Annotated in this window: 24 protein-coding genes; 14 read left to right on the forward strand and 10 right to left on the reverse strand. The window is 38.5% G+C overall.

The features are described 5' to 3' along the window. Positions 1 to 1,042: S-layer homology domain-containing protein (locus tag C9J34_RS22455; protein WP_238600697.1), on the forward strand; the 1,042-nt coding region annotated here is incomplete at its 5' end. A 169-nt stretch (positions 1,043 to 1,211) separates the two neighbouring features. Next, positions 1,212 to 2,201 (forward strand): tyrosine-type recombinase/integrase, encoded by a 990-nt coding sequence (locus C9J34_RS17485; RefSeq protein WP_107841462.1) that lies wholly within the window; start codon positions 1,212 to 1,214, stop codon positions 2,199 to 2,201. Positions 2,202 to 2,548: 347 nt separating this feature from the next. Here the strand turns inward: C9J34_RS17485 and C9J34_RS17490 are convergent, their stop codons facing one another. Beyond that, entirely contained in the window at positions 2,549 to 4,600 is a 2,052-nt protein-coding gene (locus tag C9J34_RS17490; RefSeq protein WP_107841463.1) for a catalase, read from the reverse strand. Positions 4,601 to 4,899: 299 nt separating this feature from the next. Here C9J34_RS17490 and C9J34_RS17495 point away from each other — a divergent pair, with 299 nt between their 5' ends. From C9J34_RS17495 to C9J34_RS17520, 6 genes are all read left to right on the forward strand, one after another. Next, positions 4,900 to 5,949, forward strand: coding sequence for a suppressor of fused domain protein (locus tag C9J34_RS17495; protein WP_238600698.1), 1,050 nt, complete (start codon positions 4,900 to 4,902; stop codon positions 5,947 to 5,949). Positions 5,950 to 5,965: 16 nt separating this feature from the next. Then, on the forward strand, positions 5,966 to 6,520 hold the full coding sequence (locus C9J34_RS17500) for a hypothetical protein (protein ID WP_107841464.1): 555 nt from the start codon (positions 5,966 to 5,968) through the stop codon (positions 6,518 to 6,520). Positions 6,521 to 6,809: 289 nt separating this feature from the next. Continuing rightward, positions 6,810 to 7,124, forward strand: coding sequence for a DUF5713 family protein (locus C9J34_RS17505; RefSeq protein ID WP_107841465.1), 315 nt, complete (start codon positions 6,810 to 6,812; stop codon positions 7,122 to 7,124). A gap of 12 nt (positions 7,125 to 7,136) precedes the next feature. Beyond that, positions 7,137 to 7,871 (forward strand): DUF4253 domain-containing protein, encoded by a 735-nt coding sequence (locus tag C9J34_RS22460; protein WP_238600699.1) that lies wholly within the window; start codon positions 7,137 to 7,139, stop codon positions 7,869 to 7,871. Positions 7,872 to 7,882: 11 nt separating this feature from the next. Beyond that, positions 7,883 to 8,008 carry an S-layer homology domain-containing protein gene (locus C9J34_RS17515; protein WP_107841466.1) on the forward strand — a complete coding sequence of 42 codons (126 nt, stop codon included), beginning with the start codon at positions 7,883 to 7,885 and terminating at the stop codon, positions 8,006 to 8,008. 99 nt (positions 8,009 to 8,107) lie between these two features. Beyond that, on the forward strand, positions 8,108 to 9,007 hold the full coding sequence (locus C9J34_RS17520; RefSeq protein ID WP_107841467.1) for a S66 peptidase family protein: 900 nt from the start codon (positions 8,108 to 8,110) through the stop codon (positions 9,005 to 9,007). A gap of 221 nt (positions 9,008 to 9,228) precedes the next feature. On the opposite strand, the gene C9J34_RS17525 is transcribed toward C9J34_RS17520, so the two are convergent. Both C9J34_RS17525 and C9J34_RS17530 read right to left on the reverse strand, forming a co-directional pair. Further along, positions 9,229 to 9,735 carry a hypothetical protein gene (locus tag C9J34_RS17525; protein ID WP_107841468.1) on the reverse strand — a complete coding sequence of 169 codons (507 nt, stop codon included), beginning with the start codon at positions 9,733 to 9,735 and terminating at the stop codon, positions 9,229 to 9,231. Next, positions 9,710 to 10,417, reverse strand: coding sequence for a B3/B4 domain-containing protein (locus C9J34_RS17530; protein WP_107841469.1), 708 nt, complete (start codon positions 10,415 to 10,417; stop codon positions 9,710 to 9,712). The genes C9J34_RS17525 and C9J34_RS17530 overlap by 26 nt, the downstream gene beginning before the upstream one ends. Positions 10,418 to 10,476: 59 nt before the next feature. Here C9J34_RS17530 and queG point away from each other — a divergent pair, with 59 nt between their 5' ends. Then, complete coding sequence (queG, locus tag C9J34_RS17535) at positions 10,477 to 11,616, forward strand: tRNA epoxyqueuosine(34) reductase QueG (RefSeq protein ID WP_107841470.1); 1,140 nt, start codon at positions 10,477 to 10,479, stop codon at positions 11,614 to 11,616. 14 nt (positions 11,617 to 11,630) lie between these two features. Further along, complete coding sequence (gene trmL / locus C9J34_RS17540; protein WP_107841471.1) at positions 11,631 to 12,104, forward strand: tRNA (uridine(34)/cytosine(34)/5-carboxymethylaminomethyluridine(34)-2'-O)-methyltransferase TrmL; 474 nt, start codon at positions 11,631 to 11,633, stop codon at positions 12,102 to 12,104. A 276-nt stretch (positions 12,105 to 12,380) separates the two neighbouring features. On the opposite strand, the gene C9J34_RS17545 is transcribed toward trmL, so the two are convergent. The 4 genes from C9J34_RS17545 to C9J34_RS17560 form a co-directional block, all read right to left on the reverse strand. Continuing rightward, complete coding sequence (locus C9J34_RS17545) at positions 12,381 to 13,145, reverse strand: sporulation protein (RefSeq protein WP_107841472.1); 765 nt, start codon at positions 13,143 to 13,145, stop codon at positions 12,381 to 12,383. 219 nt (positions 13,146 to 13,364) lie between these two features. Next, positions 13,365 to 13,832, reverse strand: a complete 468-nt coding sequence (locus tag C9J34_RS17550) for an NUDIX hydrolase (RefSeq protein ID WP_107841473.1) — start codon at positions 13,830 to 13,832, stop codon at positions 13,365 to 13,367. Positions 13,833 to 14,023: 191 nt separating this feature from the next. After that, a complete protein-coding gene (locus C9J34_RS17555) occupies positions 14,024 to 15,034 on the reverse strand; it encodes a DUF4179 domain-containing protein (RefSeq protein WP_107841474.1) in 1,011 nt (336 codons plus the stop codon). Further along, complete coding sequence (locus C9J34_RS17560) at positions 15,031 to 15,585, reverse strand: sigma-70 family RNA polymerase sigma factor (protein WP_107841475.1); 555 nt, start codon at positions 15,583 to 15,585, stop codon at positions 15,031 to 15,033. Before C9J34_RS17560 ends, C9J34_RS17555 begins: the two co-directional genes overlap by 4 nt. Before the next feature lie 528 nt (positions 15,586 to 16,113). Between C9J34_RS17560 and C9J34_RS17565 the strand changes: the two genes are divergently transcribed. From C9J34_RS17565 to C9J34_RS17580, 4 genes are all read left to right on the forward strand, one after another. Next, on the forward strand, positions 16,114 to 16,293 hold the full coding sequence (locus tag C9J34_RS17565) for a hypothetical protein (RefSeq protein WP_107841476.1): 180 nt from the start codon (positions 16,114 to 16,116) through the stop codon (positions 16,291 to 16,293). 193 nt (positions 16,294 to 16,486) lie between these two features. Beyond that, positions 16,487 to 17,317 (forward strand): aldo/keto reductase, encoded by an 831-nt coding sequence (locus C9J34_RS17570; RefSeq protein WP_107841477.1) that lies wholly within the window; start codon positions 16,487 to 16,489, stop codon positions 17,315 to 17,317. 15 nt (positions 17,318 to 17,332) lie between these two features. Beyond that, a complete protein-coding gene (locus tag C9J34_RS17575; protein ID WP_107841478.1) occupies positions 17,333 to 18,154 on the forward strand; it encodes an aldo/keto reductase in 822 nt (273 codons plus the stop codon). Positions 18,155 to 18,231: 77 nt separating this feature from the next. Then, complete coding sequence (locus C9J34_RS17580) at positions 18,232 to 18,456, forward strand: phosphate-starvation-inducible protein PsiE (protein ID WP_107841479.1); 225 nt, start codon at positions 18,232 to 18,234, stop codon at positions 18,454 to 18,456. Positions 18,457 to 18,502: 46 nt separating this feature from the next. Here C9J34_RS17580 and C9J34_RS17585 read toward each other — a convergent pair whose 3' ends face one another. The 3 genes from C9J34_RS17585 to C9J34_RS17595 form a co-directional block, all read right to left on the reverse strand. Then, complete coding sequence (locus tag C9J34_RS17585; protein WP_107841480.1) at positions 18,503 to 19,126, reverse strand: LysE family translocator; 624 nt, start codon at positions 19,124 to 19,126, stop codon at positions 18,503 to 18,505. 69 nt (positions 19,127 to 19,195) lie between these two features. Then, on the reverse strand, positions 19,196 to 20,032 hold the full coding sequence (locus C9J34_RS17590) for an RluA family pseudouridine synthase (RefSeq protein ID WP_107841481.1): 837 nt from the start codon (positions 20,030 to 20,032) through the stop codon (positions 19,196 to 19,198). Between the two features lie 79 nt (positions 20,033 to 20,111). Next, positions 20,112 to 20,582, reverse strand: a complete 471-nt coding sequence (locus C9J34_RS17595) for a thioredoxin family protein (RefSeq protein ID WP_107841482.1) — start codon at positions 20,580 to 20,582, stop codon at positions 20,112 to 20,114. Between the last annotated feature and the right edge of the window lies 1 nt (position 20,583).

The following is a 20,583-nucleotide window of genomic DNA, read 5'->3' on the forward strand; positions in this document are numbered from 1 at the left end:
AAATGGCGCAACCGGTGGGACTGTGCCACAAGACAACAAAACCTATGAAGAAAATGCCCAGGCAACCGTGCAGGGGAATAGTGGTCATCTTGTTAGAACGGGTTACACGTTTGCAGGCTGGAACACAGAGGCTGATGGCAAAGGGACATCCTATGCTGAAAAAGCAACATTCCAACTAGGTAAAGCGAATGTGACACTTTATGCCGAGTGGACAGCGAATCCACCGATAACAGGGGGAGGGAGTGCATCAAACGGTAATGCCTACTCGCCACCAACAAAGGTGAACATCACGTTGCAGACAAATGGTGGCACCTTGCTAGAGCCATTAGCGATTCCCTCGAACACAAAAATGAGTGATTTACCGATCCCAACAAGGGAGGGGTATCGTTTCGAAGGGTGGTATCAAGACGAAGCCCTGACGAAGCCATGGACAGCGGAAATGATGGTGCGAGAAAATCTGTCGCTTTATGCCAAATGGACGGCACTGCCTGTGGAAGAATCGGAATCCCCTCAACCAATTGAGCCTATTGTTACATTTAAAGATGTGGAAAAACATTGGGCAAAAGAGATGATTGAGGAACTGGCAGCACAAGGGATTATTCAAGGCTATGAGGATGGGTCCTTCCATCCGAACGCTCCGATTAGTCGGATGCATGTGGCCGTGTTACTGACAAGGGCGTTTTCACTGGAAGCGGTCAGAGAGGTGGATGATTTCTCAGATGTGCCATCCACACATACGTATTATGACGCCATCCACACATTATATCGTGCAGGGATTGTGGACGGATCAAACGGTGCCTTCCTGCCAGCAGAAAAGATGACACGCGCACAATTAGCCAAAGTCTTAGTCGGGGTACGAGGTCAAACACCAACAGGCACAAGCACATTCAAAGACGTCGCTAGTGAACATTGGAGTGCAGGCTATATTGCGGTATTAGAGCGTGAAGGCATTGCTTTAGGCGATAACGGCTATTTCCGACCGAATGAGCCGGTCACAAGAGCGCAATTTGTCGCATTTTTATCTCGCATTATGCAAAAATAGCCAGACCGAAAACAACTTGAAGGGAGCGTTCCTTTCAAGTTGTTTTGTATTATTTTAGGTAATTTATACATAATAAAATAGATAACATTAGTAGCTATATGCTTTACACATTATGAATACAGAAACACGGACTAAATTTTTTGAGTCCAGAACAGGAGAATGATACGAATTGTCGAAATTGCATTTAATTCAAGAGATTGAAACGACAGTTAAAATGGTAGCTACTACTGAATATGATTCAATAAAATTAGCATTATACTTAGACGATTTACTTTCGAATTACCGAATTATAGCAAAAGATACCGAAATGATTACAAATGACAATACTGATTATATTTACATGTTTTTGAGTAGTTTAAAAATAGAAAACTATTCAGAACACACACTTAAAAATTATAGATATGAACTAAATCGCTTCACAAATCATTTAAACACAAGTGTATTAAAAGCGACTACAGGGGATATAAGAGCATACTTAGCGGCACATAGTCACTTAAAAACAAGCACAATAGTGACAAAAATAGATACATTGTCAAGTTTCTATGGTTGGTTGGTGCGTGAAGAGGAGCTTTTGAAAAATCCCTGTATGAAAATAAAACGACCACGGTTAGAAAAGAAGGTTCGACAAGGGTTGACCATCATTGAGCTTGAAAAAGTAAGAGCAGCCTGCATAGATGCACGACAAAGAGCGATAATTGAAGTGTTTTACAGCACTGGTTGTCGTTTAGACGAACTACGGAAGCTTGATATAAATGATATAGACTGGGAGAGCGGAAGTACTATTGTTTTTGGCAAGGGAAATAAAGAGAGACATGTGTACTTGAGCGAAAAGGCTAAATATTATCTCAAAAAGTATTTAGACAGTCGAACAGATGATTGCCCAGCTCTTATTGCAAGCACAAGGAACCCCATCCGCAGACTTACAAATGAGGGTATACAGTATCAGGTCAAAAAGATTCGGGATGTTGCTCAAATAGAAAAGCCCCTCCACCCACATGTTTTAAGGCATACGTTTGCTCAGCTTTCACTTAACAACGGTATGGAACTAGCAGACTTGCAGTCATTAATGGGACACGAAAAAGCTGACACAACAACACGTTATGCGCAGGTGAGTGAAGAGCGTAAACAAACGGCATTTAAACGTTTCCATGCACAATGAGAAATAGTTTATGGACTATAGCATGTGAAAAAAGTTATGCACAAATTATGCACAAAGAATATAAGAAGCGCTGTAATACCAGTATTGAAAGAGGTAATATATACCCCGACTACTGGTATTTTAAAACGTCGATATAAAAGCACTTTACACATATGTGTGAGGTGTTTTTATTTTGGTCATTTGTTGACCTATGTATGATAAGTGTAACGAGAAGTGATTATTGTGAATGAACAATACGTAAAAATTAAATGACCGCTCCCAGCAAAATATCGAGAAACGGTCAAGGTATTATGATGTCTTTTATTTATTGTCTAGTTGTTCAATCTCAGTAAGCAGTCTTTTCGTAATTAAATTATAGCAGGGTAAAGGAAACTTGGACGATCCCAGAATCTCTGTTTCGCCATTGCCTTTATAAATCTGCTAGCAAAATCCGAATCTGAATCCGTTATGATTCCCTCATCAGATGATAAGTTTAGTGGTTCGAGTATAGCATCACCATTTTGAATCATACCAATAGGTTTGAAATGGTTGTAGATGTCAGTTGTAAACTTTTGTGCTGTATAAGCAAAATGTGTGGTGATATTGCCGCTTCCCACAATCAGGATACCGTCATATACAAGAGGAGAGCCTGTTAAAAAGCTGTCGTGTACTTCATATGTGATACCCTCAGTTCCGCTGACTTCTCCTAATGTTTCGTGTAGAATCACAATCCTTAATTTTGCGGATGATAATTCCTCCAATAGTTTACTTACACTAGGACCATCGAAGCCTTCAGCTAAGAAAACACCAACACGCAATGTATCAGGTACAAAAATCGTATTTTGAAGACTAAGTGCTGGAGAGGATTTCGTAACAGGAGACTCTTCCATCGCTGGAACAGTAGTACCTAACTGTTTAGAAACACTATGTGCTAATTCACTGCTGATATGGGCAAGTATATTAACCCATTCCTGTCGTACAAATGGTCCACATTTTCCGAGTTCAAAGCAATAGGCGCCTATGATTTGACGTTTTTCAACGTCACTCATACTATTCCAGAACATTTTTGCTTGAGAGTAATGATCCTTAAATGATGGAGCTGTTTTTCTCACCTTGTGTCCTTCTACCGTTGATGGATAAGTGACGAATCCTCCTTGGGTGCCTGGTACGGTATATGGGGTATTATTGGCAAGTCCATTTCGATGATAAGCAACCTTTCCACGATCAATAATCATTCTTGAAGCACCATCACGCTGGTTATTAGCAAATGGACATACTGGGCGATTTATAGGCAGTTGTTGATGATTTGCACCAAGCCGAGCCTGCTGAGTATCTGTATAGGAGAATAATCTTCCTTGAAGAAGTGGGTCATTTGAAAAATCAATTCCTCTTACAATATTCCCTGGGTGAAATGCACTTTGTTCCGTTTCTGCAAAGACATTATCGACATTGCGATTAATAATGATTTTACCAATTTTACGCAACGGAAAATCTTCTTCTGGCCATAACTTTGTTGGATCTAATATATCAAAATCAAAGGCAAACTCATCCTCTTCTTTAATGACCTGAATAGCCAGTTCATATTCAGGATAGTTGCCAATATCTATATTTTCCCATAAATCTCTACGGTGAAAGTCAGCATCGGAACCAAGGCGCTGTGCTTCATCCCATATTAATGAATGTACACCAAGCAACGGTTTTATATGAAATTTAACAAAATGAGATACTCCATTCTTATTCACTAAACGGAATGTGTGTACACCGAATCCTTCCATTGTTCTGAAGCTTTTAGGAAATGCACGATTCGATGCAATCCATAAAGACATATGGGCTGCTTCTTTATTATTCGCCATAAAGTCCCAGAATGTGTTATGTGCTGTTTGACCTTGAGGATATTCATTATCGGGTTCAGGCTTAACCGCATGAATTAAATCAGGGAATTTAATTGCATCTTGAATAAAAAAGACAGGCATATTAATAGCAATTAAATCGTAATTCCCATCATCAGTATAAAACTTAATGGAAAATCCACGAACATCCCGATTTGTCTCATTACAACCTTTGGATCCAACAACTTGTGAAAAACGAACAAATAATGGTGTTTTTTTATTAGGGTCTTGCAAAAAATCAGCCATTGTTAAATCCGATAATGATTCATATGGCTGGAATTCACCATAAGCCCCATAACCTCGTGCATGTACGACACGTTCGGGAATACGTTCACGATCAAAATGAGCTAACTTTTCACGCGCAAGAAAATCTTCAATAAGCGTCGGTCCACGTTCACCAGCTGTTAGTGTATTTTCATCATCAGAAATAATAATCCCTTCATTGGATGTCATTTTCTTTCCTTCTGATTCGTGAATGAACTGCTCTAATTGCTCACGCTTTTTATTAGACGAATGTATATCATCCTTCAATCCCTTTCACCTCAATTAAATTATTATTTCGTTAAGAAGTATGCCCGGTAGCATAGGTTTATATGCAAAACATCATGATGTGCAGGAGATGAGTTTTTCCGTTTCAATGTTGTACATAAGTGCTTTCTTGTTATTTATTTTAATCTATTTCCATTTTGAACTGTGTCTAATTCTATTCCATTCTAGGTCATAGCGCTTATACATAAAAGGTAGTATGGTTCATTGACTTTTAAAATACATTCACATAAAATTTTCTTATTCATTAAAAAAATGTCAGATATCGATGGAGGGATGTTTAGGTGGAGGAAGAAAATTATGAGGCTCCTGGCTGGGGTGCCATTGATCAGGCTGTGGAAAAAATATACGGTGATCAACAACCGGCTCATTATGGCACAATGATTCCGTACACACTTGGTGGAAATGATCCATTAGATGGCATAAGTGTTTATAAGAGTGAGCAACCTATAGCACATTGGCATTTTGTTACATATGGCTTTTCAGAGCTATATGAAAAAGAATCGGATAATATTGCAGTTAGCGGTTATGGCTTTGAATTAACATTTCGTTTAGTAAGAGATGCGGTAGAGGAAGAGCCACCAGCTTGGGCGCTTAATTTATTGCAAAATATGGGGAGATACGTATTTGCTAGTGGTAATGTGTTTCGTTCAGGTGACTATTTAGATGCAAATGGACCGATTTGTCTTGATGTGGATACAAATTTAACAGCGCTTGCTTTTATTGAAGATTCACAGCTAGGGACAATCGATACACCTAATGGGCAAGTACAGTTTTTACAAATGATAGGAATTACAGTGGATGAGCTTGAAGCGATTCAAACATGGAATACAAGAGGTTTATTAGAGGCTTGTAAATCGTATATGCCCTACTATATTACAGATTTAGAGCGAGCATCATTGGTCATTAGACAAGAAGTACAAGATGCTATAGCAAATGGTATTGAACAAGATGGCTCTAGCACAGGTTATTTATATAATGACCAGCTAGCTTGGTACGCAAGTGAGACAAAGCCAGCTATAATAACAATTGGTGCTAAGCAAGCGGCGATTATAAAGAAAGTACTAAATGGACGTCTTTTAAAAAATAAGTCACTTATACTTGTAGGACAGCAAGCACAAATTACTTTGAATATCGGTGATACGCCAGCAATACAAGTGAATGAAGAGGGTATAGATATTACACTTCACCATGCTGCATTAGAGGAATTGAGTACGCTATTAGAGCCTAAAGAAAAGATAGTGAACCTTTCTACGTTTAAAAGTTTAGAGATTCATATTAGATCTACATCGATAAAGGACCAAGATGGCAATATTATAGAAACAATATGCTAAAGAAAGAGGTGTTCTAATGCAAATTGTATACAGAGATGTTGCATCTGTACCATGGCATCGCTTAACAACTGCTTATGGGAGAGGGACAAAAATTCCCGAATTAATAAAAAATGAGCAGTATGGAGAGCTAGACCAATTAATTGAGCATCAAAGTACGCTATGGCAGGTTACACCTTGGGTAATCCAGCAGTTATTGTATATGTTATCAAAACGATCAGTAGAAAGTGTAACACAAGAAGAAGTTCAGCTATATGAGAGTGTTGCCTCTGCTTTTACTTGGGAGGAGTTAGCATCTAGCCCTGTCCAACATATGGATGAATTGTTACAGGGAAAATGGCTTTGGTCAGAAAATGAAGAAGATGATGAAGGAGAATGGGAGGAAGAAGAGCCGCGTGGCTATGAACAATGTGCTTTTGTAAGCTACTATGTTTATAGTGAATATCAAATGCATGAAGCGATTCCAATATTTCAAAAGATTGCAAGCATGAGAGAGGATTTAGCACTAAATTTAATAGAGTTGATTGATTTTTTAGAGAGCCGCACAGCATTGTGGAGGTCATTATGCGTGTGAGCGTAATGAAGTATTGACTACTGAGGAGTAAAAAAATTTCGTGCTATTGTTAATGATTAGAATAAAAATATTAAATGGCTAGATATCGTGGTAATATTTTATGTTTATGAGGAAGATAACATTTTCCAAAGATCAACTAAGCTATTTTTAGTAGAAGCTTGTGAAGCAGTGGTGCAAACTCTATTTTATTGGCTGCAATGTTTAACAGATACTCGGAAAGTGAAGACGATGTAGGTGCTATTTGAAATGAAGAAGACTGATAAATGCCATTATAAAGGAGCCGGAGAAGATGAAAGAAATCATTTATTTAAAGGACATGTACCAAGATAATTACTATCCTACATTTTTAGTAGATAAAATTAAAGTGTTATTGGAGGGTGGAGTTCACTATTTAGAACAAGGGTCTCGTTCACTGGAGGAAATTCAAGCAAAATTTGATGAAATTACCTTAGCAATTAATGATTTAGAAGATGAATTTTATGAACATAATAGCGAACTTGAAACAGTTGCAAGAGACAGTATTGCAGAAACAGTTATTGAGATATTGCAAGCATACAACATTGAGCTTGATGTGGAGGATGCATTAAGAGAGCGCGAATGGTAAGGAGGGCTTTTTATGGTAGAGGAAATGTTAAATTACTTGCAAAAATGCCCTATTAAAGTGCTTTCTTCAGCAGAGTGGTCAGAACAAGAGGGACTGCTCATTGTTCCTGCTTATAATTTGCTGGAAATGCTTGAGGAGGTATGCGAGGAGTACGATACTTTAAGCGATTTTGTGCAACAACAACGACAAGACATGCAAAATATAAGTATGGAGGATATTTGGCGTAAAATTGGTAAATCAAATCTTTTTCATTTAGAGCTTGAGCTAAGTGAGAAAAGCTTTGAGGAAATTTATCAATTGAGCTCTTCTCATACAATTAATGAATCACTGTTAGATGAGGCCTATAAGGAGAGCCATGTTAGCTCATTTATAGTAGAGGAAGAATGGATTAACGAGCGCAATGAATATGAGGAAGGGCAAGTAATTGTTATGACCTTACCTAAAGAAAAAGCGTTCGAAGCGGCTTTATGGATGCCAATGGGTGGCTTTAATGAATGTCCGTTACCGCTTTATCAGGCAATAATTATGAAGCACTGGCAAGAGCAATATGGAGCGAAGCCAGTTGCAGTCACACAGGATTCCTGGATTTTAAAAGCAGAGAAGAAGCCTACTACATTTGAGGAAGCATTACAGTTAGCAAAAGAGCATGTTTTATATTGTCAATATGTTTTAGAGGCTTTTTCCACGATTGGTGAGTATGCGGATTATTTAATGAAGGAGCCTGTTTGGTATTTTTGGTGGGATTAAGTTGATGAGGTATGCTATTAGAGCAGGCAGGTATTGCGTTGGGCGATAACGGTTACTTCAAACCAAATGAACCTGTAACAAGAGCCCAATTTGCTGCGTTTATGTCACGAGCAATGGAATTATATTCAGTGAATTAAATTAAAGGGTATTGGACATGTTGTTTCCAATACCCTTTTTATCTTTTGCTCATATCTCTCTGAGTGATATAATACAATTGGTTGAAAGAGGTGGGGAAATTGAAAATTAGACCAGCAAAATTAACACATGGTGATACGGTTGGAGTGATTGCGTTAAGCAGTCCGTTAAAAATGGAACAGCTTCCAATTAAGCTAGAGTTGCTTGAACGATTAGGATTGCGTTATCAATTAGGACAGACAATAGCCCAATTTGATGGATTTTTAGCAGGCAATGATGAGGAGCGCCTAGCTGATCTACATGCAATGATTGCGGATAAAAATATTAAAGCTATTTTTTGTGTGCGAGGCGGCTACGGTATTGGGCGTTTGCTTGATAAAATGGATTATCAGTTGTTGCAGGAAAATCCTAAAATTATATGGGGCTTTTCTGATGTAACGAGCTTGCATATAGCAGTGAATCAATATGCAGATTTAGTAACGTTTCATGGACCTATGTTGAGTGAGAGCAGTCAGCCTTTAGATGAATTGTCAGAGAAAATGTTTCAACAATTGTTTACGCCGATGGAAATTCATTATGATGAAGGGATTTCCAAACTTGAAACGATTGTCGGTGGTGTAGCACGCGGCGAATTAATTGGTGGCAATTTGAATCGCCTTGTGAGCACATTGGCGACAAAGTTTGAGGTTGATTTGCAAGATAAAATCGTTGTGTTAGAGGACATTCATGAATCGCCAGATCGCATTGATGGGATGTTGAATCAATTGCGCTTGGCGCGTAAACTAGAACAGGCTAGAGGCTTTGTTATTGGAGATTTTAATGGTGTGGAAGAGGCAGAGCTCTTGAAAATTATTTTGCATTATTTGAAGCCGTTGAATAAGCCTGTAGTAGCAGGCTTTAAAATAGGGCATTGCCAGCCGAATATTGGACTTCCGCTAGGCGTAGAGGCGATATTGGATGCGGATGAGAAAGTGCTTCGCATATTACCGGGTGTTGAATAATAAAGAAGCTGCGTTGTAGGCAATTGCTTACAGGCAGCTTCTTTTCGTAGCGAGCGTTTGGAGTTAAGTTGTCGAGGTTGTTTTCCTATTACGCATTTAGTTGGTCATTGGTAATCGGTAACATAATGACAGGTAATTTGTTATTGGTTTGCATTTAGTTAGGGCTAAAAAATCAAGAAAACGCTCGTTACGACTTGGCTTGGAGTCTCACCGCGCCAAGTTTAGAAATAGGCAGAATCGTCAAAGTCAATTTGCACTTGATAGTTTTTCGCATTAATGGCATTTGATAAGCGGTGCGCTTGCTTTTCAAGCTCAATTGCGCGCACGCGATATACCTCTGGGTCAAAAAGTGCCACATTGTATAAAGTTGTTTCACCCACGCTATGTATATAGCTTTCCTTTTCAGATATGCCGAATGTCTTTGCTTGCTCAGCTTCAGCACGAAGCTGTGTTGCAAGTTCAATTGCTTCCACAATCGCAAGCTTTTCCCCATTAAATTCAATAAAGTTATCGATATTTGCACGATAAATGAAACGATCTAATGTACGTGAATCTTTGCGGACTATCGCTAAATCTGCTTCGACTTGCTGTATTGTGCGATTAGGTGTTTTTGGCTCTTCCCCTTTTTCGACAATAGTATATGCAACTGTAGAAATTTCTATAGAAAGATCACTAATTTTTCGTTTTAAGATACTTTTTAATTTAATTGCTTCCGCTAATGAAATCATGCAATGCCACCTCTTTTGTTGTATTTGTGAGTAAAGTAACCGAGAAATCACCGCCATTTACTTGCGTGAACATTTTACCAGCAGCCATTAATAATTTCTTGCAATCTTCCTCTGTTTGGGACGGGTACAAGTAAAAGATTTGGAGGGCGGATGTCGTTTGCTCTGTTACAGCTGTGCGTTTTGAATCAACGAACGGGCTACCAAATGCGCCAATTTCGTCGTGCGTATATAAAATGTTTGTTAACGAGTTATGGCGACCGTTTAATCCTTCATAGCCCGTTTCTTCATCACCAAGTGTTATTTCAATATCACCTTGCAGCTTGTCCGTATCGTAAATGCCGATTGGCACTTCATATTGCAAGGAGAAGAAATTGTTTAAATCAACCGCTGAATGGAATGGTGTTAAATAATTTTGCTTTGCGATGCGGCGCATTAAACTTTCTGCTGAGTGACGGTAGCGGTTTGGGTCTGCGCCGAGCGATTTCCAAAGCTTGCGCCATTCGGCAATACCTGCTCGCTCTGTCACAGGTGTTTCCTGCATTTCTAAAAATAAGTTTTCCTGATAAAGTTGCATACGTCCTTTAATCATTTGAGGAGAATCTGACACCACAATTTTGTTATAATAGATAATGCCGATTTTAAAATTATATGTAGAAAGTGAATCGTGCAAAGAAATTTTCATTAAAATCACCTGCTATTTTGGAATATATATATTATAACAATAAGGAGAGAAAAAGGAAAATGAATGTCACTGATTTACAGACAGAGCTTATCCTGTATGCTAAATCCATCGGTGTCGATAAAATAGGATTTACCACAGCCTCTCCGTTTATCGAATTAAAAAATCGTTTGCGCCGTCAGCAAGAGTTAGGCTATCAATCAGGTTTTGAAGAACCGGATATTGAGAAAAGAACGGAGCCACTGCAATTGTTAGAGCAAGCAGAGAGCATTATCGCAATAGCTCTCGCATATCCATCAAAAATGAAGGATGCCCCTTTAGGGAAAAAGGGTGAGCGTCGTGGCATTTTTTGTCGTGCTTCATGGGGAGTGGATTACCATGTCGCAGTGCGTGAACGTTTGCAGTTGATTGAAGCATGGCTACGTGAGCGTGTACCTGATGTTAAAATCAAATCAATGGTCGATACAGGAGAGCTGTCAGACCGCGCAGTAGCAGAGCGTGCAGGTATCGGTTGGAGCGCGAAAAATTGCTCTATTATTACGCCAGAATTTGGCTCTTACGTGTATTTAGGTGAGCTTATTACGAATGTTCCGTTTGCGCCAGATCAGCCGATGGAAGATGAATGTGGTGAGTGCAGGCTTTGTATCGATGTTTGCCCAACAGGCGCAATTGTGGAAGGTGGACAATTAAATGCGCAGCGCTGCATCGCCTTTTTAACACAGACAAAGGGATTTTTACCCGATGAATTCCGTGGGAAAATTGGCAATCGCTTATATGGCTGTGACACATGTCAGACGGTCTGTCCTAAAAATAAAGGGAAGGCGAATTGGATTCATGAGGAATTTACGCCAGATCCAGAATTGGCAAAGCCTTTGTTAGAACCATTATTAACGATTTCAAATAAGGAATTTAAAGCAAAGTTTGGACATGTATCTGGTTCATGGCGCGGTAAAAAGCCAATCCAGCGTAATGCCATTTTAGCATTGGCCCATTTTAAGGAGCAGCAAGCAGTACCAGAGCTATTAGAAGTTATGAAAAAGGATGAGCGCCCTGTTATTCGTGGAACCGCCGCATGGGCACTTGGCAAAATTGGTGGACAAGGTGTCAAAGAGGCACTGTTGGCAGCAAAAGAGCGAGAACAGGACATGGAGGTGCTAGTCGAGATTGATAAAGGGCTAGCGTTATTAACAGAAATTGAGTGAGAGAAGGGTTTATTGTGCCATTGCATATCGTTTTATATCAACCAGAAATACCAGCAAATACAGGAAATATTGCGCGGACGTGCGCGGGAACGAATACGAGCTTACATTTAATTCGTCCACTAGGATTTTCAACAGATGATAAAATGCTGAAGCGTGCAGGGCTTGATTATTGGGAGCATGTCCATGTCGTATACCATGATTCATTAGAGGATTTTATTGCCTATAGTGAGGGTGGCGATGTTTATTTAATTGAAACATATAGTGACGAGCCATTTACAACGCATGATTTTAGCGATAGTGAACGAGATATTTATTTTATGTTCGGTAAGGAAACGACAGGCTTACCAAAGGATTTCGCTTATGAGCGTAGAGATATGTGTTTGCGGATTCCACAAAGTAATCACATCCGCTCGTTGAATTTATCCAATACAGCGGCGATTGTTATTTATGAGGCGCTAAGGCAGCAGGGCTATCCAGGGTTGAAATAGGAAAACGCCAATAGAAGTGAGAAATGCGCCAATAGAAACACGAATTTCGCCAATAGAATAGGAAAAAGCGCCAATAAATAAGCAGTCATTGGCGCTTTTTTTGACACATAGCTGACATTATGAGGTGCTATTGTAAAAGGAGAGGTAAGACCATGATAAAAATACTTGTATAGAGAAGGTTGGTTATCAAATTGGGCAAGCGCTGCCGTTGTTTGATGAGCATCAGCCAAATTTAGTGTTCTTAGCTAGTATGCTAATGGCTTGGCTATTTTTCACTTACATATGTTTGTTAATCGCTTGCTGGATTTTAGCTTGTATTGAATCATCCGCAAAAATGGTTAAGCGTACAAAGCTTTCATCCATATCTAATGCCTCAGATAAAAGGCTAGCTAACCCCCGAACTTTACGGTCTACTTGCAATAATATTTCTGCTGAATGCGCTGATTGTGAGAGGAATATTACCTCAAGCTCATCTAAACGTCCACGGTATATATTAGCTGTTGGTACAAATTCAAATTCTTGCAAAAACGGATAGTTTTGTTGATAGCGTGTAGAGGTTGCTTCACAATCTACTTTTCGCAGATGAAACCCGAGTTGCTCCACAGCCTGCAAAATTTGTGTAGCAAGTGGCGTTGGTTTAATTTCGATATAATCTTTATCGGTTGGATCAATCGCTGCCTTAATATCTAATCCTGTATGAATCCAAACGCGTGTTTGCCCCAATGTAACTGGTACGTCTATAGGGAGTTCAAAGGATAATGGAATATTATGGAGCTCATTTGCTCGAATTGTGAATGCCTCATTTAGCCTTAATCTTTTTAACACGGCTGTTTCATTACGTTTAGAGCCATTCACTTCTTTTGAATAATTTGCATATAAGTTCAAGTAAATTGTATCGATTTGTTGTTCTGCATTACCGCCTCTAATTTCAACGATACCATTGATTATTTCACCAGCTCTGTACGTTGTATACTGTAACTTTGTATCTACTGTCGCAGCACCAATTCCAACGCTCGCTAAAACTTTGTTAAAAAAAGACATACGTAAATCCTCCTAAGTGGTATTGATTGTCATACGTACCGTCCAAGAAAAAAGTTTCAGTGAGAATAGAAGTTATCGTACATTAACGGTTTATATATATAATGAAGCGTCGGATACAGATATGAGAAAAATAAAAAATCAGTGCGGGAAGTTGGTTAAAAGCGTCGCATTCATGGGACATACTGTGCGTCAAAAACTCCCACTGATTGAAGCCTTACTTTATTTTATAATTGGCAATGTCACTCCTTGTTGCCAATCTAAAATAAATGGTGCTTGAGTAGGGTTTAAATTAGTAGGGAGTTCATGCCTAGCAAAAAAACAAAGTTCCTTGCTTTCATTATTCAATTGAATAGAGCCTGTATAGTTTTTACATTGAAAAATAATTTGAACGCTAAATACTTTGTCACCATTTGGATAAGTAGCAAATCCCGATTTTCCAGAATATAAACCGAATAAAGAAATATCATGTAGTACAAGATTGGTTTCTTCTAAAACCTCTCGTTTCACTGTTTCTTCAAACGTTTCACCCATTTCCATAATCCCACCTGGTATTCCCCACATAGCATTGTCGATTCTTTTTTGTAAAAGAAGCCGGCCTTCTATATCTTCAATAATTGCCCCACAGCCAATTGTTAGGAGTGTTTCATGTCCAATCAAGGCCCGCATTGTTTGAATATAATCGTTCATTTACAAATCCCCCTTAGATGCTCATTATATAAAAATTTATCCAAAATTACACCTCTATTTACAACTTGCAAGTAGGGGGTCTGATAGCCTGTCGCTCCGCTTTCGGTACACAAAAAATTGTTAATACAGGATAAATAGTGGAGAGCTATCTAGAAAGTAGCATGTTAGCCTCCTTTCCAGATAGCTATTTATTATCGTAAATTAATCACCATTTCTGACATTACTGGTCCAGGGGTACCAATCCCTGAGCCTTTGCTATAATAAATTTTAGGTGTGACAAATAAGGTCGTTGCTTCTGGAGCTAGCTGATCAATGGAAATACTCCACTCCGTCGTACCTGTTTCTGTATTACCAGTTCCCCCGTTGCTATTTGCTTCATAAATATTGCCTAAGTTATCGCGAACTTCCATTATGGAGATGGAAGTCCACGACCATTCTTTCAAGGTATTTTGGCCAAGTTGTTGAGTATAGCGGATGACCGTAGACAAAGCATTTCGTTCAATAGTGTTGATGCTTACTTGAACGTCATCGACTTTTTGCTCAACATGCACTGTTTGAATGTCATTTTCTAGTTTAGGTAACTTAAATTCAAATGACCAATCGCCTTTATAAACATCATTTGACCATGATAAAATTTTAGTAGGTTGCCAGCTAACCAAAATTTCTTCTGGTATATCTCCTTCAAAAAATGGTGTGATTTTTGCGACACCTACATATGTGTTGTCATTTATTTTTTTCACAGAACCGCCCCCAGCAGTCCCTTTAACGGATTTAATATCAAAGGAGCCAGAAACCATGCTTAGCTCACCTAAATTTCGATCTGCTTCAATCGCGTATGTCAGCGTAATCGATGTTCCGTCGAATATGGCATTTTCAATCATTATTGAAATACCGTTGCTTGTTTGTACTTGGTCGATAATCGTTGCTAAATCGCTGTAGTTATCATAAATAAAATATTTATCTGTATATTCCACAAGATTTTTCATAAAAGGTATTTGCGCTGCAAGGGATGGGAAGGTAAAGGGTGTGACCACCGTTCCCCCGAATAATATGGCTGCGATAATCGCATATTTACGCCAAGCTGCACGCTTCTTGTTCTGACCAAGCACATGCTTTTTTAGCCGTTTTTTCTCTACTTCATCAACAGGCATTGGTTCAACCTCATCAACATTTAAGTTCATAAATTTTTTGTAGTCACTCATATGAACAACTCCTTTAGTTTTGGTGATTGAGCTAATTTTTTCTTACCGCGGTATAAACGATTATCCACAGCCGCTTTTGTTAAAGAAAGGGTGTCTGCAATTTCACTATTGGACATGTCTAAAAAATATTTCATTGTAAAAATATCACAATCAGGTGGCTCAAGCTGGCTAATGTGCAAAAGCATTTCATTTTTTTGCTCTTGTTGCAAAATGGTTTGCTCGCTGTTGCTATTAGGCTGCTCATAGCAATCAATAAGCTCAGCTTCACGCACATTTTGCTTATCTAGTGTACGGTAATAATCGATTGCTTTATATTTCGTGATTGTCCCAATCCAGCGCTTAAAGTCGGCTGGTTCACCTTGAAACTTCTCCGCATTTTGCCAAACTTCTAAAAATACATCATTGACGCATTCATCAATCGCACTTTGTTTGCCGATTGGTCCTAAAATATTGAATGTGATTGCTTTTACAAACGGTAAATATTCGTCAATAATGTATTCTAGCGCATCTTCTTTTTGTTTTTTCAAACGCTTTATAAATTTATGCTGCATAAACAAAACTCCTTAATTTTTTCGAAAAAGCTTTTTCATTAACTACAACGAAATCAGCAGTGGATTATTCTCAACAAAATGAAAAAACTGCTCCAATTATTTTTGGAACAGTTTTAAATATAGCTAAATTATTCACTTGATTGGTGCTAAAAATAAGAGCTTCACAACAGGATAAAATGCATTATGTATTGAATTGAAGGAGAGAGCCCCCTAGTAGCAAGACTATGAAAAAAACACTCGTATAAATCCCGAGTGTTTCGCAATCGTTGCCTAATCAAATGAAGAAGTAAAAAGATTAGTCTTTTTTAGCAAATGGTTTGCCTTCGTAACCACCAGTGAAAATTGCAGTTAAGAATGCTACACAAATACCAAGAATTAATAATAATTTCATGGAAGTATCCTCCTCATGTATATAAACTCTTTTATTAGTATAGCTTATAAATAGTAACTTTACTATGGTTATTTTGTGTCTAAATAGGTTAAAACTATACATTTTCGGGAAAAGAAAAGAAAAAGGAGGGGCTTAGAATGGAGAAAAACAATCAACAACCGAGAAGTGGACAGATGGTGAATAATATGGAGGATTTAAAGCAGCTAGGCAAGCAAATGGAAAATATGAGAGATGGTCAGCAATTGGAGGAGAATGACCGCATAGTAGACCCACAGCAATTTGATAAAATAGAGGATAGAAATGAAAAAAGCCAATAAAGTAGAGAAAGCACGGATAAAATGAAAAAGCGCAGATAAATCCGAGAGAACCGCAAATAAAATGAAAAAAGCGCAGATAAAACATGAAAAGCTGTAGGTCACCTCCTACAGCTTTTCATGTTAAAGATTCGTTTCTCGAAATAATAGCTAATTCGGTATATAATGAAATTATCATGCTAAAGGAGGTATGACAATGCACTTGCAAAGTACAAAAAGGTTAGCTAACGATGTGGAGATGCCGCTATTTGGTTTAGGTGTGTATAAAATGACAGATCGTGATGAAACAATTGCAGCAATTACGAAAGCCTTGCAGGTCGGCTATCGGGCAGTGGATACAGCGGCACTTTATTACAATGAAGCTGAAGTAGGCGAAGCGATTCGTCATTCTGGTGTACCGCGTGAAGAAATCTTTGTTACGACAAAGGTGTGGAATTCGGATCAAGGTTATGACAACACGTTGCGTGCCTTTGAAACATCGCTTAAAAAATTAAATATGGATTATATTGATTTATATTTAACACATTGGCCTGTGGTGGAAAAATTTGTTGATACATATAGGGCGATTGAACGTCTTTATGATGAGAAGTTAATTCGTGTGCCAGGTGTATCCAATCATCATCAGCATCATTTAGAACAACTTCTCGCAAAGGCAAATATTGCACCAACAGTTAATCAAATAGAAGTACATCCGTATTTATCACAGCAAGATTTGCGTGCATTTTGTGCACAACAGGATATTGCTGTCACAGCATGGTCGCCATTAGGGCGTGGAGGCGTATTGGTGGATGAAACGATTCAATCAATTGCAGCCGCGCATGGAAAGTCGCCAGCACAAATTGTGCTACGCTGGCATTTGCAAAATGATATTATTGTCATTCCAAAGTCAGTAACACCACAGCGCATTGAAGAAAATGCGCAAATCTTTGACTTTGAATTAGCAGAGCAAGATATGCATAAGTTAGATGCATTAAATCAAAATAAACGCTTTGGGCAAGACCCAGATAATTTTAAATTTGATTTTTAAGGGGGATATTTATTCATGACAATTTCACAAACAATTACATTAGCAAATGGCGTAGAAATGCCACGCATCGGCTACGGTGTATTCCGTATGAAAGAGCATGAAGTAGCAGTTGATGGTGTGACAGAAGCGCTAAAGGCAGGTTATCGTGCAATTGATACAGCAGCGATTTATCAAAACGAGGAAGCAGTAGGAGAGGCCATTAAAGCTTCTGGTATCGATCGTTCTGAATTATTTATTACGACAAAAGTTTGGAACGCTGATCAAGGCTTTGACAATACATTACGTGCTTTTGAAACATCATTAAAAAAGCTAAATTTAGATTATATCGACTTATATTTAACGCATTGGCCAAAGCCGACATTAGCGGACACATATAAAGCGATTGAGCGCCTTTACGATGAAAAGCTCATCCGTGTGCCAGGTGTTTCGAATCATCATCAGCATCATTTAGAGGAAGTATTTGCAGTAGCGAATGTTAAGCCGATGGTAAATCAAATTGAGTGTCATCCATCTTTATCACAGGATGCATTACGTGCATTTTGCGTGGAGCATAATATCGCTGTAACAGCATGGGCTCCACTTGGCACAGGCATTGTTTTCACACATCCTGTTGTGAAAAATTTAGCTGAAAAATACGGAAAAACACCAGCGCAAATCGTACTACGTTGGCATTTAGAAATAGGCAATATTGCCATTCCGAAATCTGTAACACCAGAGCGTATTAAAGAAAATCTAGATGTGTTTGGCTTTGCATTAGCAGCAGATGAGGTTGCAGCGATTACCGCATTAAATACATTCCACCGTACAAGTGCTGACCCTGATAATTTTGACTTTTAATTGTGAAAGCTGCCAAAAGGGCAACAATCTATGATAAAATGTGAATTGTATATCTATATAATAGGGAGGATTTTCCGATGGCATCAGTATCACATGCGAATGCAAAAATTACACCAGAGCGTTTAGAAGAAGCGTTAGTAACACGCGACCGCTTAATGATTGAATTATTAGTGCAAGTATTAGATGAGCAACTAGTTATCGAACGCCCAATTTTACGTGAGCGTTTAGGTAACTTAGTACAATTATCTGACAGCGACGATGAATTAAAAGAAACAATTTTTGCTTTAATTAACAAGCTATAAAAATAAATGGCTGTTGGGATTACTTTCCCAGCAGCCATTTGCCTTGTTAATTGGCCTTCTCCAAAGCTAACTTCACACCAAATAAGATCAGTACAGCGCCTGTGACACCTTCCATCACTTTTTGTGTTGATGGTTTATTCATAAATGCACGAATTTGGTGAAGCAAGTAAATATAGCCGACAAACCAAGCAGCAGTTAATGCTGTGTATGTGATACCCATAATGAAAAATGGCAGCAGTGGATCGCTATTTGTTGCTAAAAACTGCGGTAAAAACGTTAAGAAAAAGACCGCTACTTTCGGGTTAAGCAAATTCGTTAAAAAGCCTTGCGTAAAGCTTGATTTGCTATCATTTTTATGTGATGCAGCATCGACAAGCTGTGGCTTTCTCTTCGTCATGGCAATCAATGTTTTTACACCAAGATATAGTAAATAAATAGCACCGATATATTTAATGATAGAAAAGGCTACAGCAGACTTCACAATAATTGCTGACAGCCCAAGCACAGCAGCCGATGTATGAATCATTAAAGCACATAATGTCCCAGCCATCGTTTGTAGACCAGCCTTCTTACTAATGAGCAACGTATTTTTTGTGACAATTGCTGTATCAGGACCAGGTAAAATAATAAGCATGATACACATAAATAGATAGAGTAAAAAGTTTTCCATGAGCATCCTCATTTCTCATATATGCTGTTTGCTCAATATTTTAGCAGAAATGATTGAAAATTCGCAATACTATTTATCGATAATGGTAATATGCTCATGTGTGAATGGATGATGGAATTCAAGCTGTATCGCATGTAATTCATAGTCATTCGTTGCGGTTTGACGCGCATTATATAATGTATCACCGATGATTGGGTGACCTAAATGTGCCATATGGACACGAATTTGATGCGTGCGTCCTGTTTCCAATACAACATGCACAATACAGCTATTTTTAAAACGCTGTACGACTTCATAATGAGTCACTGCATGCTGACCAGAGGTTGAAACAACGCGACGTGTATTGTGATGACGGTCTTTGCCAATCGGTTCATTAATGACACCTGTATCTGTACGAAGATTCCCTTGTACTTCCGCAGCATATTTGCGAATAATAGTTTTTTCTTCAATCATACGGTCAAAAATAGATTTCGCAATTGGATGTTTAGCGACAAGTAGCAGTCCTTTCGTCCCTTGATCAAGGCGATGCACATGCTCCGCATAACTACCACCGTTTTGCTTTATATGTGCCATGACATGATTCATGCATGTATCTGTATCGTTTGCATCATTCGGATGTGTGGACATTCCTTTTGGCTTCGAAACGATTAAACAATGCTCATCCTCATAGCGAATAGTCACCTCGCATTGAGCAACAGGCTGATAGCTTGATGGAGAGCTGGTGAAATCAAATTTTAACAACGTTCCAACAGCAAGAGGCTCCTTCCATATAGCGGGAGTCCCATCCTGTAATGTAATCGCCTTTGCCATGCGTAATTCATGGACGATTTTTTTGCCTAAGCGCCAATTTTCACGCAAAAGCTGCTCAATTGTGAGCCCTTCTTGTTGAACTATATAAGTAAACATAAATTTCCTCCTAAAAAATAAGAGGCGGTCGGATAAGCCCAAACACGCCTCTCAAAGTAAAATGCCTTCTTTTTATATATTATTGTGCACTAATGTTTTGGAAAAAGCTATTAATTGTATCAACATCATAGTCGCCAACCATACGCGTTACTTCTTGCCCTTTGTCGAAATAAATTAATGTTGGTGTAGCCTCTAAATTATATTTATTCCATTGCTCTGGAAACTCTAAAACATTCAATTGGTCAATATGGATCCCTGATTCGTCCGCTGCTGGCATTAGTTTTGGTGTCATTTGCTTACAATACATACATTCTGGGCTGAATATATAAGCATAAACGGGTTCACCTGTTGCAATTTTCTTTTCTAATGCATCTGGTAAAATAATATTTTGATAGTTTTTATCATCAAGTTGGTCAATTGTAGATTGTCTTAAGTTTTTTGTACCGTACGGGTTATTTTCTAATTTACTGTTGTTGGACATATTTGTTAATACGATAATCGCTGCGAACAGTACAACGATAATGCCGCCAAAAATAGCGAGTTTCTTCATC

Origin of the sequence: Metasolibacillus meyeri (genome assembly GCF_003049505.1) — a bacterium.
Lineage (GTDB): Bacteria > Bacillota > Bacilli > Bacillales_A > Planococcaceae > Metasolibacillus > Metasolibacillus meyeri.

Excerpts from the sequence above, each read along its gene's own strand:
- C9J34_RS17500 (WP_107841464.1), top strand. The coding sequence starts at position 5,966 with ATGCAAATTGTATACAGAGATGTTGCATCTGTACCATGGCATCGCTTA.
- C9J34_RS17505 (WP_107841465.1), top strand. The coding sequence starts at position 6,810 with ATGAAAGAAATCATTTATTTAAAGGACATGTACCAAGATAATTACTAT.
- C9J34_RS22460 (WP_238600699.1), top strand. The coding sequence starts at position 7,137 with ATGGTAGAGGAAATGTTAAATTACTTGCAAAAATGCCCTATTAAAGTG.
- C9J34_RS17515 (WP_107841466.1), top strand. The coding sequence starts at position 7,883 with ATGCTATTAGAGCAGGCAGGTATTGCGTTGGGCGATAACGGTTACTTC.
- C9J34_RS17525 (WP_107841468.1), bottom strand. The coding sequence starts at position 9,735 with ATGATTTCATTAGCGGAAGCAATTAAATTAAAAAGTATCTTAAAACGA.
- C9J34_RS17530 (WP_107841469.1), bottom strand. The coding sequence starts at position 10,417 with ATGAAAATTTCTTTGCACGATTCACTTTCTACATATAATTTTAAAATC.
- queG (WP_107841470.1), top strand. The coding sequence starts at position 10,477 with ATGAATGTCACTGATTTACAGACAGAGCTTATCCTGTATGCTAAATCC.
- C9J34_RS17545 (WP_107841472.1), bottom strand. The coding sequence starts at position 13,145 with ATGTCTTTTTTTAACAAAGTTTTAGCGAGCGTTGGAATTGGTGCTGCG.
- C9J34_RS17550 (WP_107841473.1), bottom strand. The coding sequence starts at position 13,832 with ATGAACGATTATATTCAAACAATGCGGGCCTTGATTGGACATGAAACA.
- C9J34_RS17555 (WP_107841474.1), bottom strand. The coding sequence starts at position 15,034 with ATGAGTGACTACAAAAAATTTATGAACTTAAATGTTGATGAGGTTGAA.
- C9J34_RS17560 (WP_107841475.1), bottom strand. The coding sequence starts at position 15,585 with ATGCAGCATAAATTTATAAAGCGTTTGAAAAAACAAAAAGAAGATGCG.
- C9J34_RS17565 (WP_107841476.1), top strand. The coding sequence starts at position 16,114 with ATGGAGAAAAACAATCAACAACCGAGAAGTGGACAGATGGTGAATAAT.
- C9J34_RS17570 (WP_107841477.1), top strand. The coding sequence starts at position 16,487 with ATGCACTTGCAAAGTACAAAAAGGTTAGCTAACGATGTGGAGATGCCG.
- C9J34_RS17575 (WP_107841478.1), top strand. The coding sequence starts at position 17,333 with ATGACAATTTCACAAACAATTACATTAGCAAATGGCGTAGAAATGCCA.
- C9J34_RS17580 (WP_107841479.1), top strand. The coding sequence starts at position 18,232 with ATGGCATCAGTATCACATGCGAATGCAAAAATTACACCAGAGCGTTTA.
- C9J34_RS17585 (WP_107841480.1), bottom strand. The coding sequence starts at position 19,126 with ATGGAAAACTTTTTACTCTATCTATTTATGTGTATCATGCTTATTATT.
- C9J34_RS17590 (WP_107841481.1), bottom strand. The coding sequence starts at position 20,032 with ATGTTTACTTATATAGTTCAACAAGAAGGGCTCACAATTGAGCAGCTT.
- C9J34_RS17595 (WP_107841482.1), bottom strand. The coding sequence starts at position 20,582 with ATGAAGAAACTCGCTATTTTTGGCGGCATTATCGTTGTACTGTTCGCA.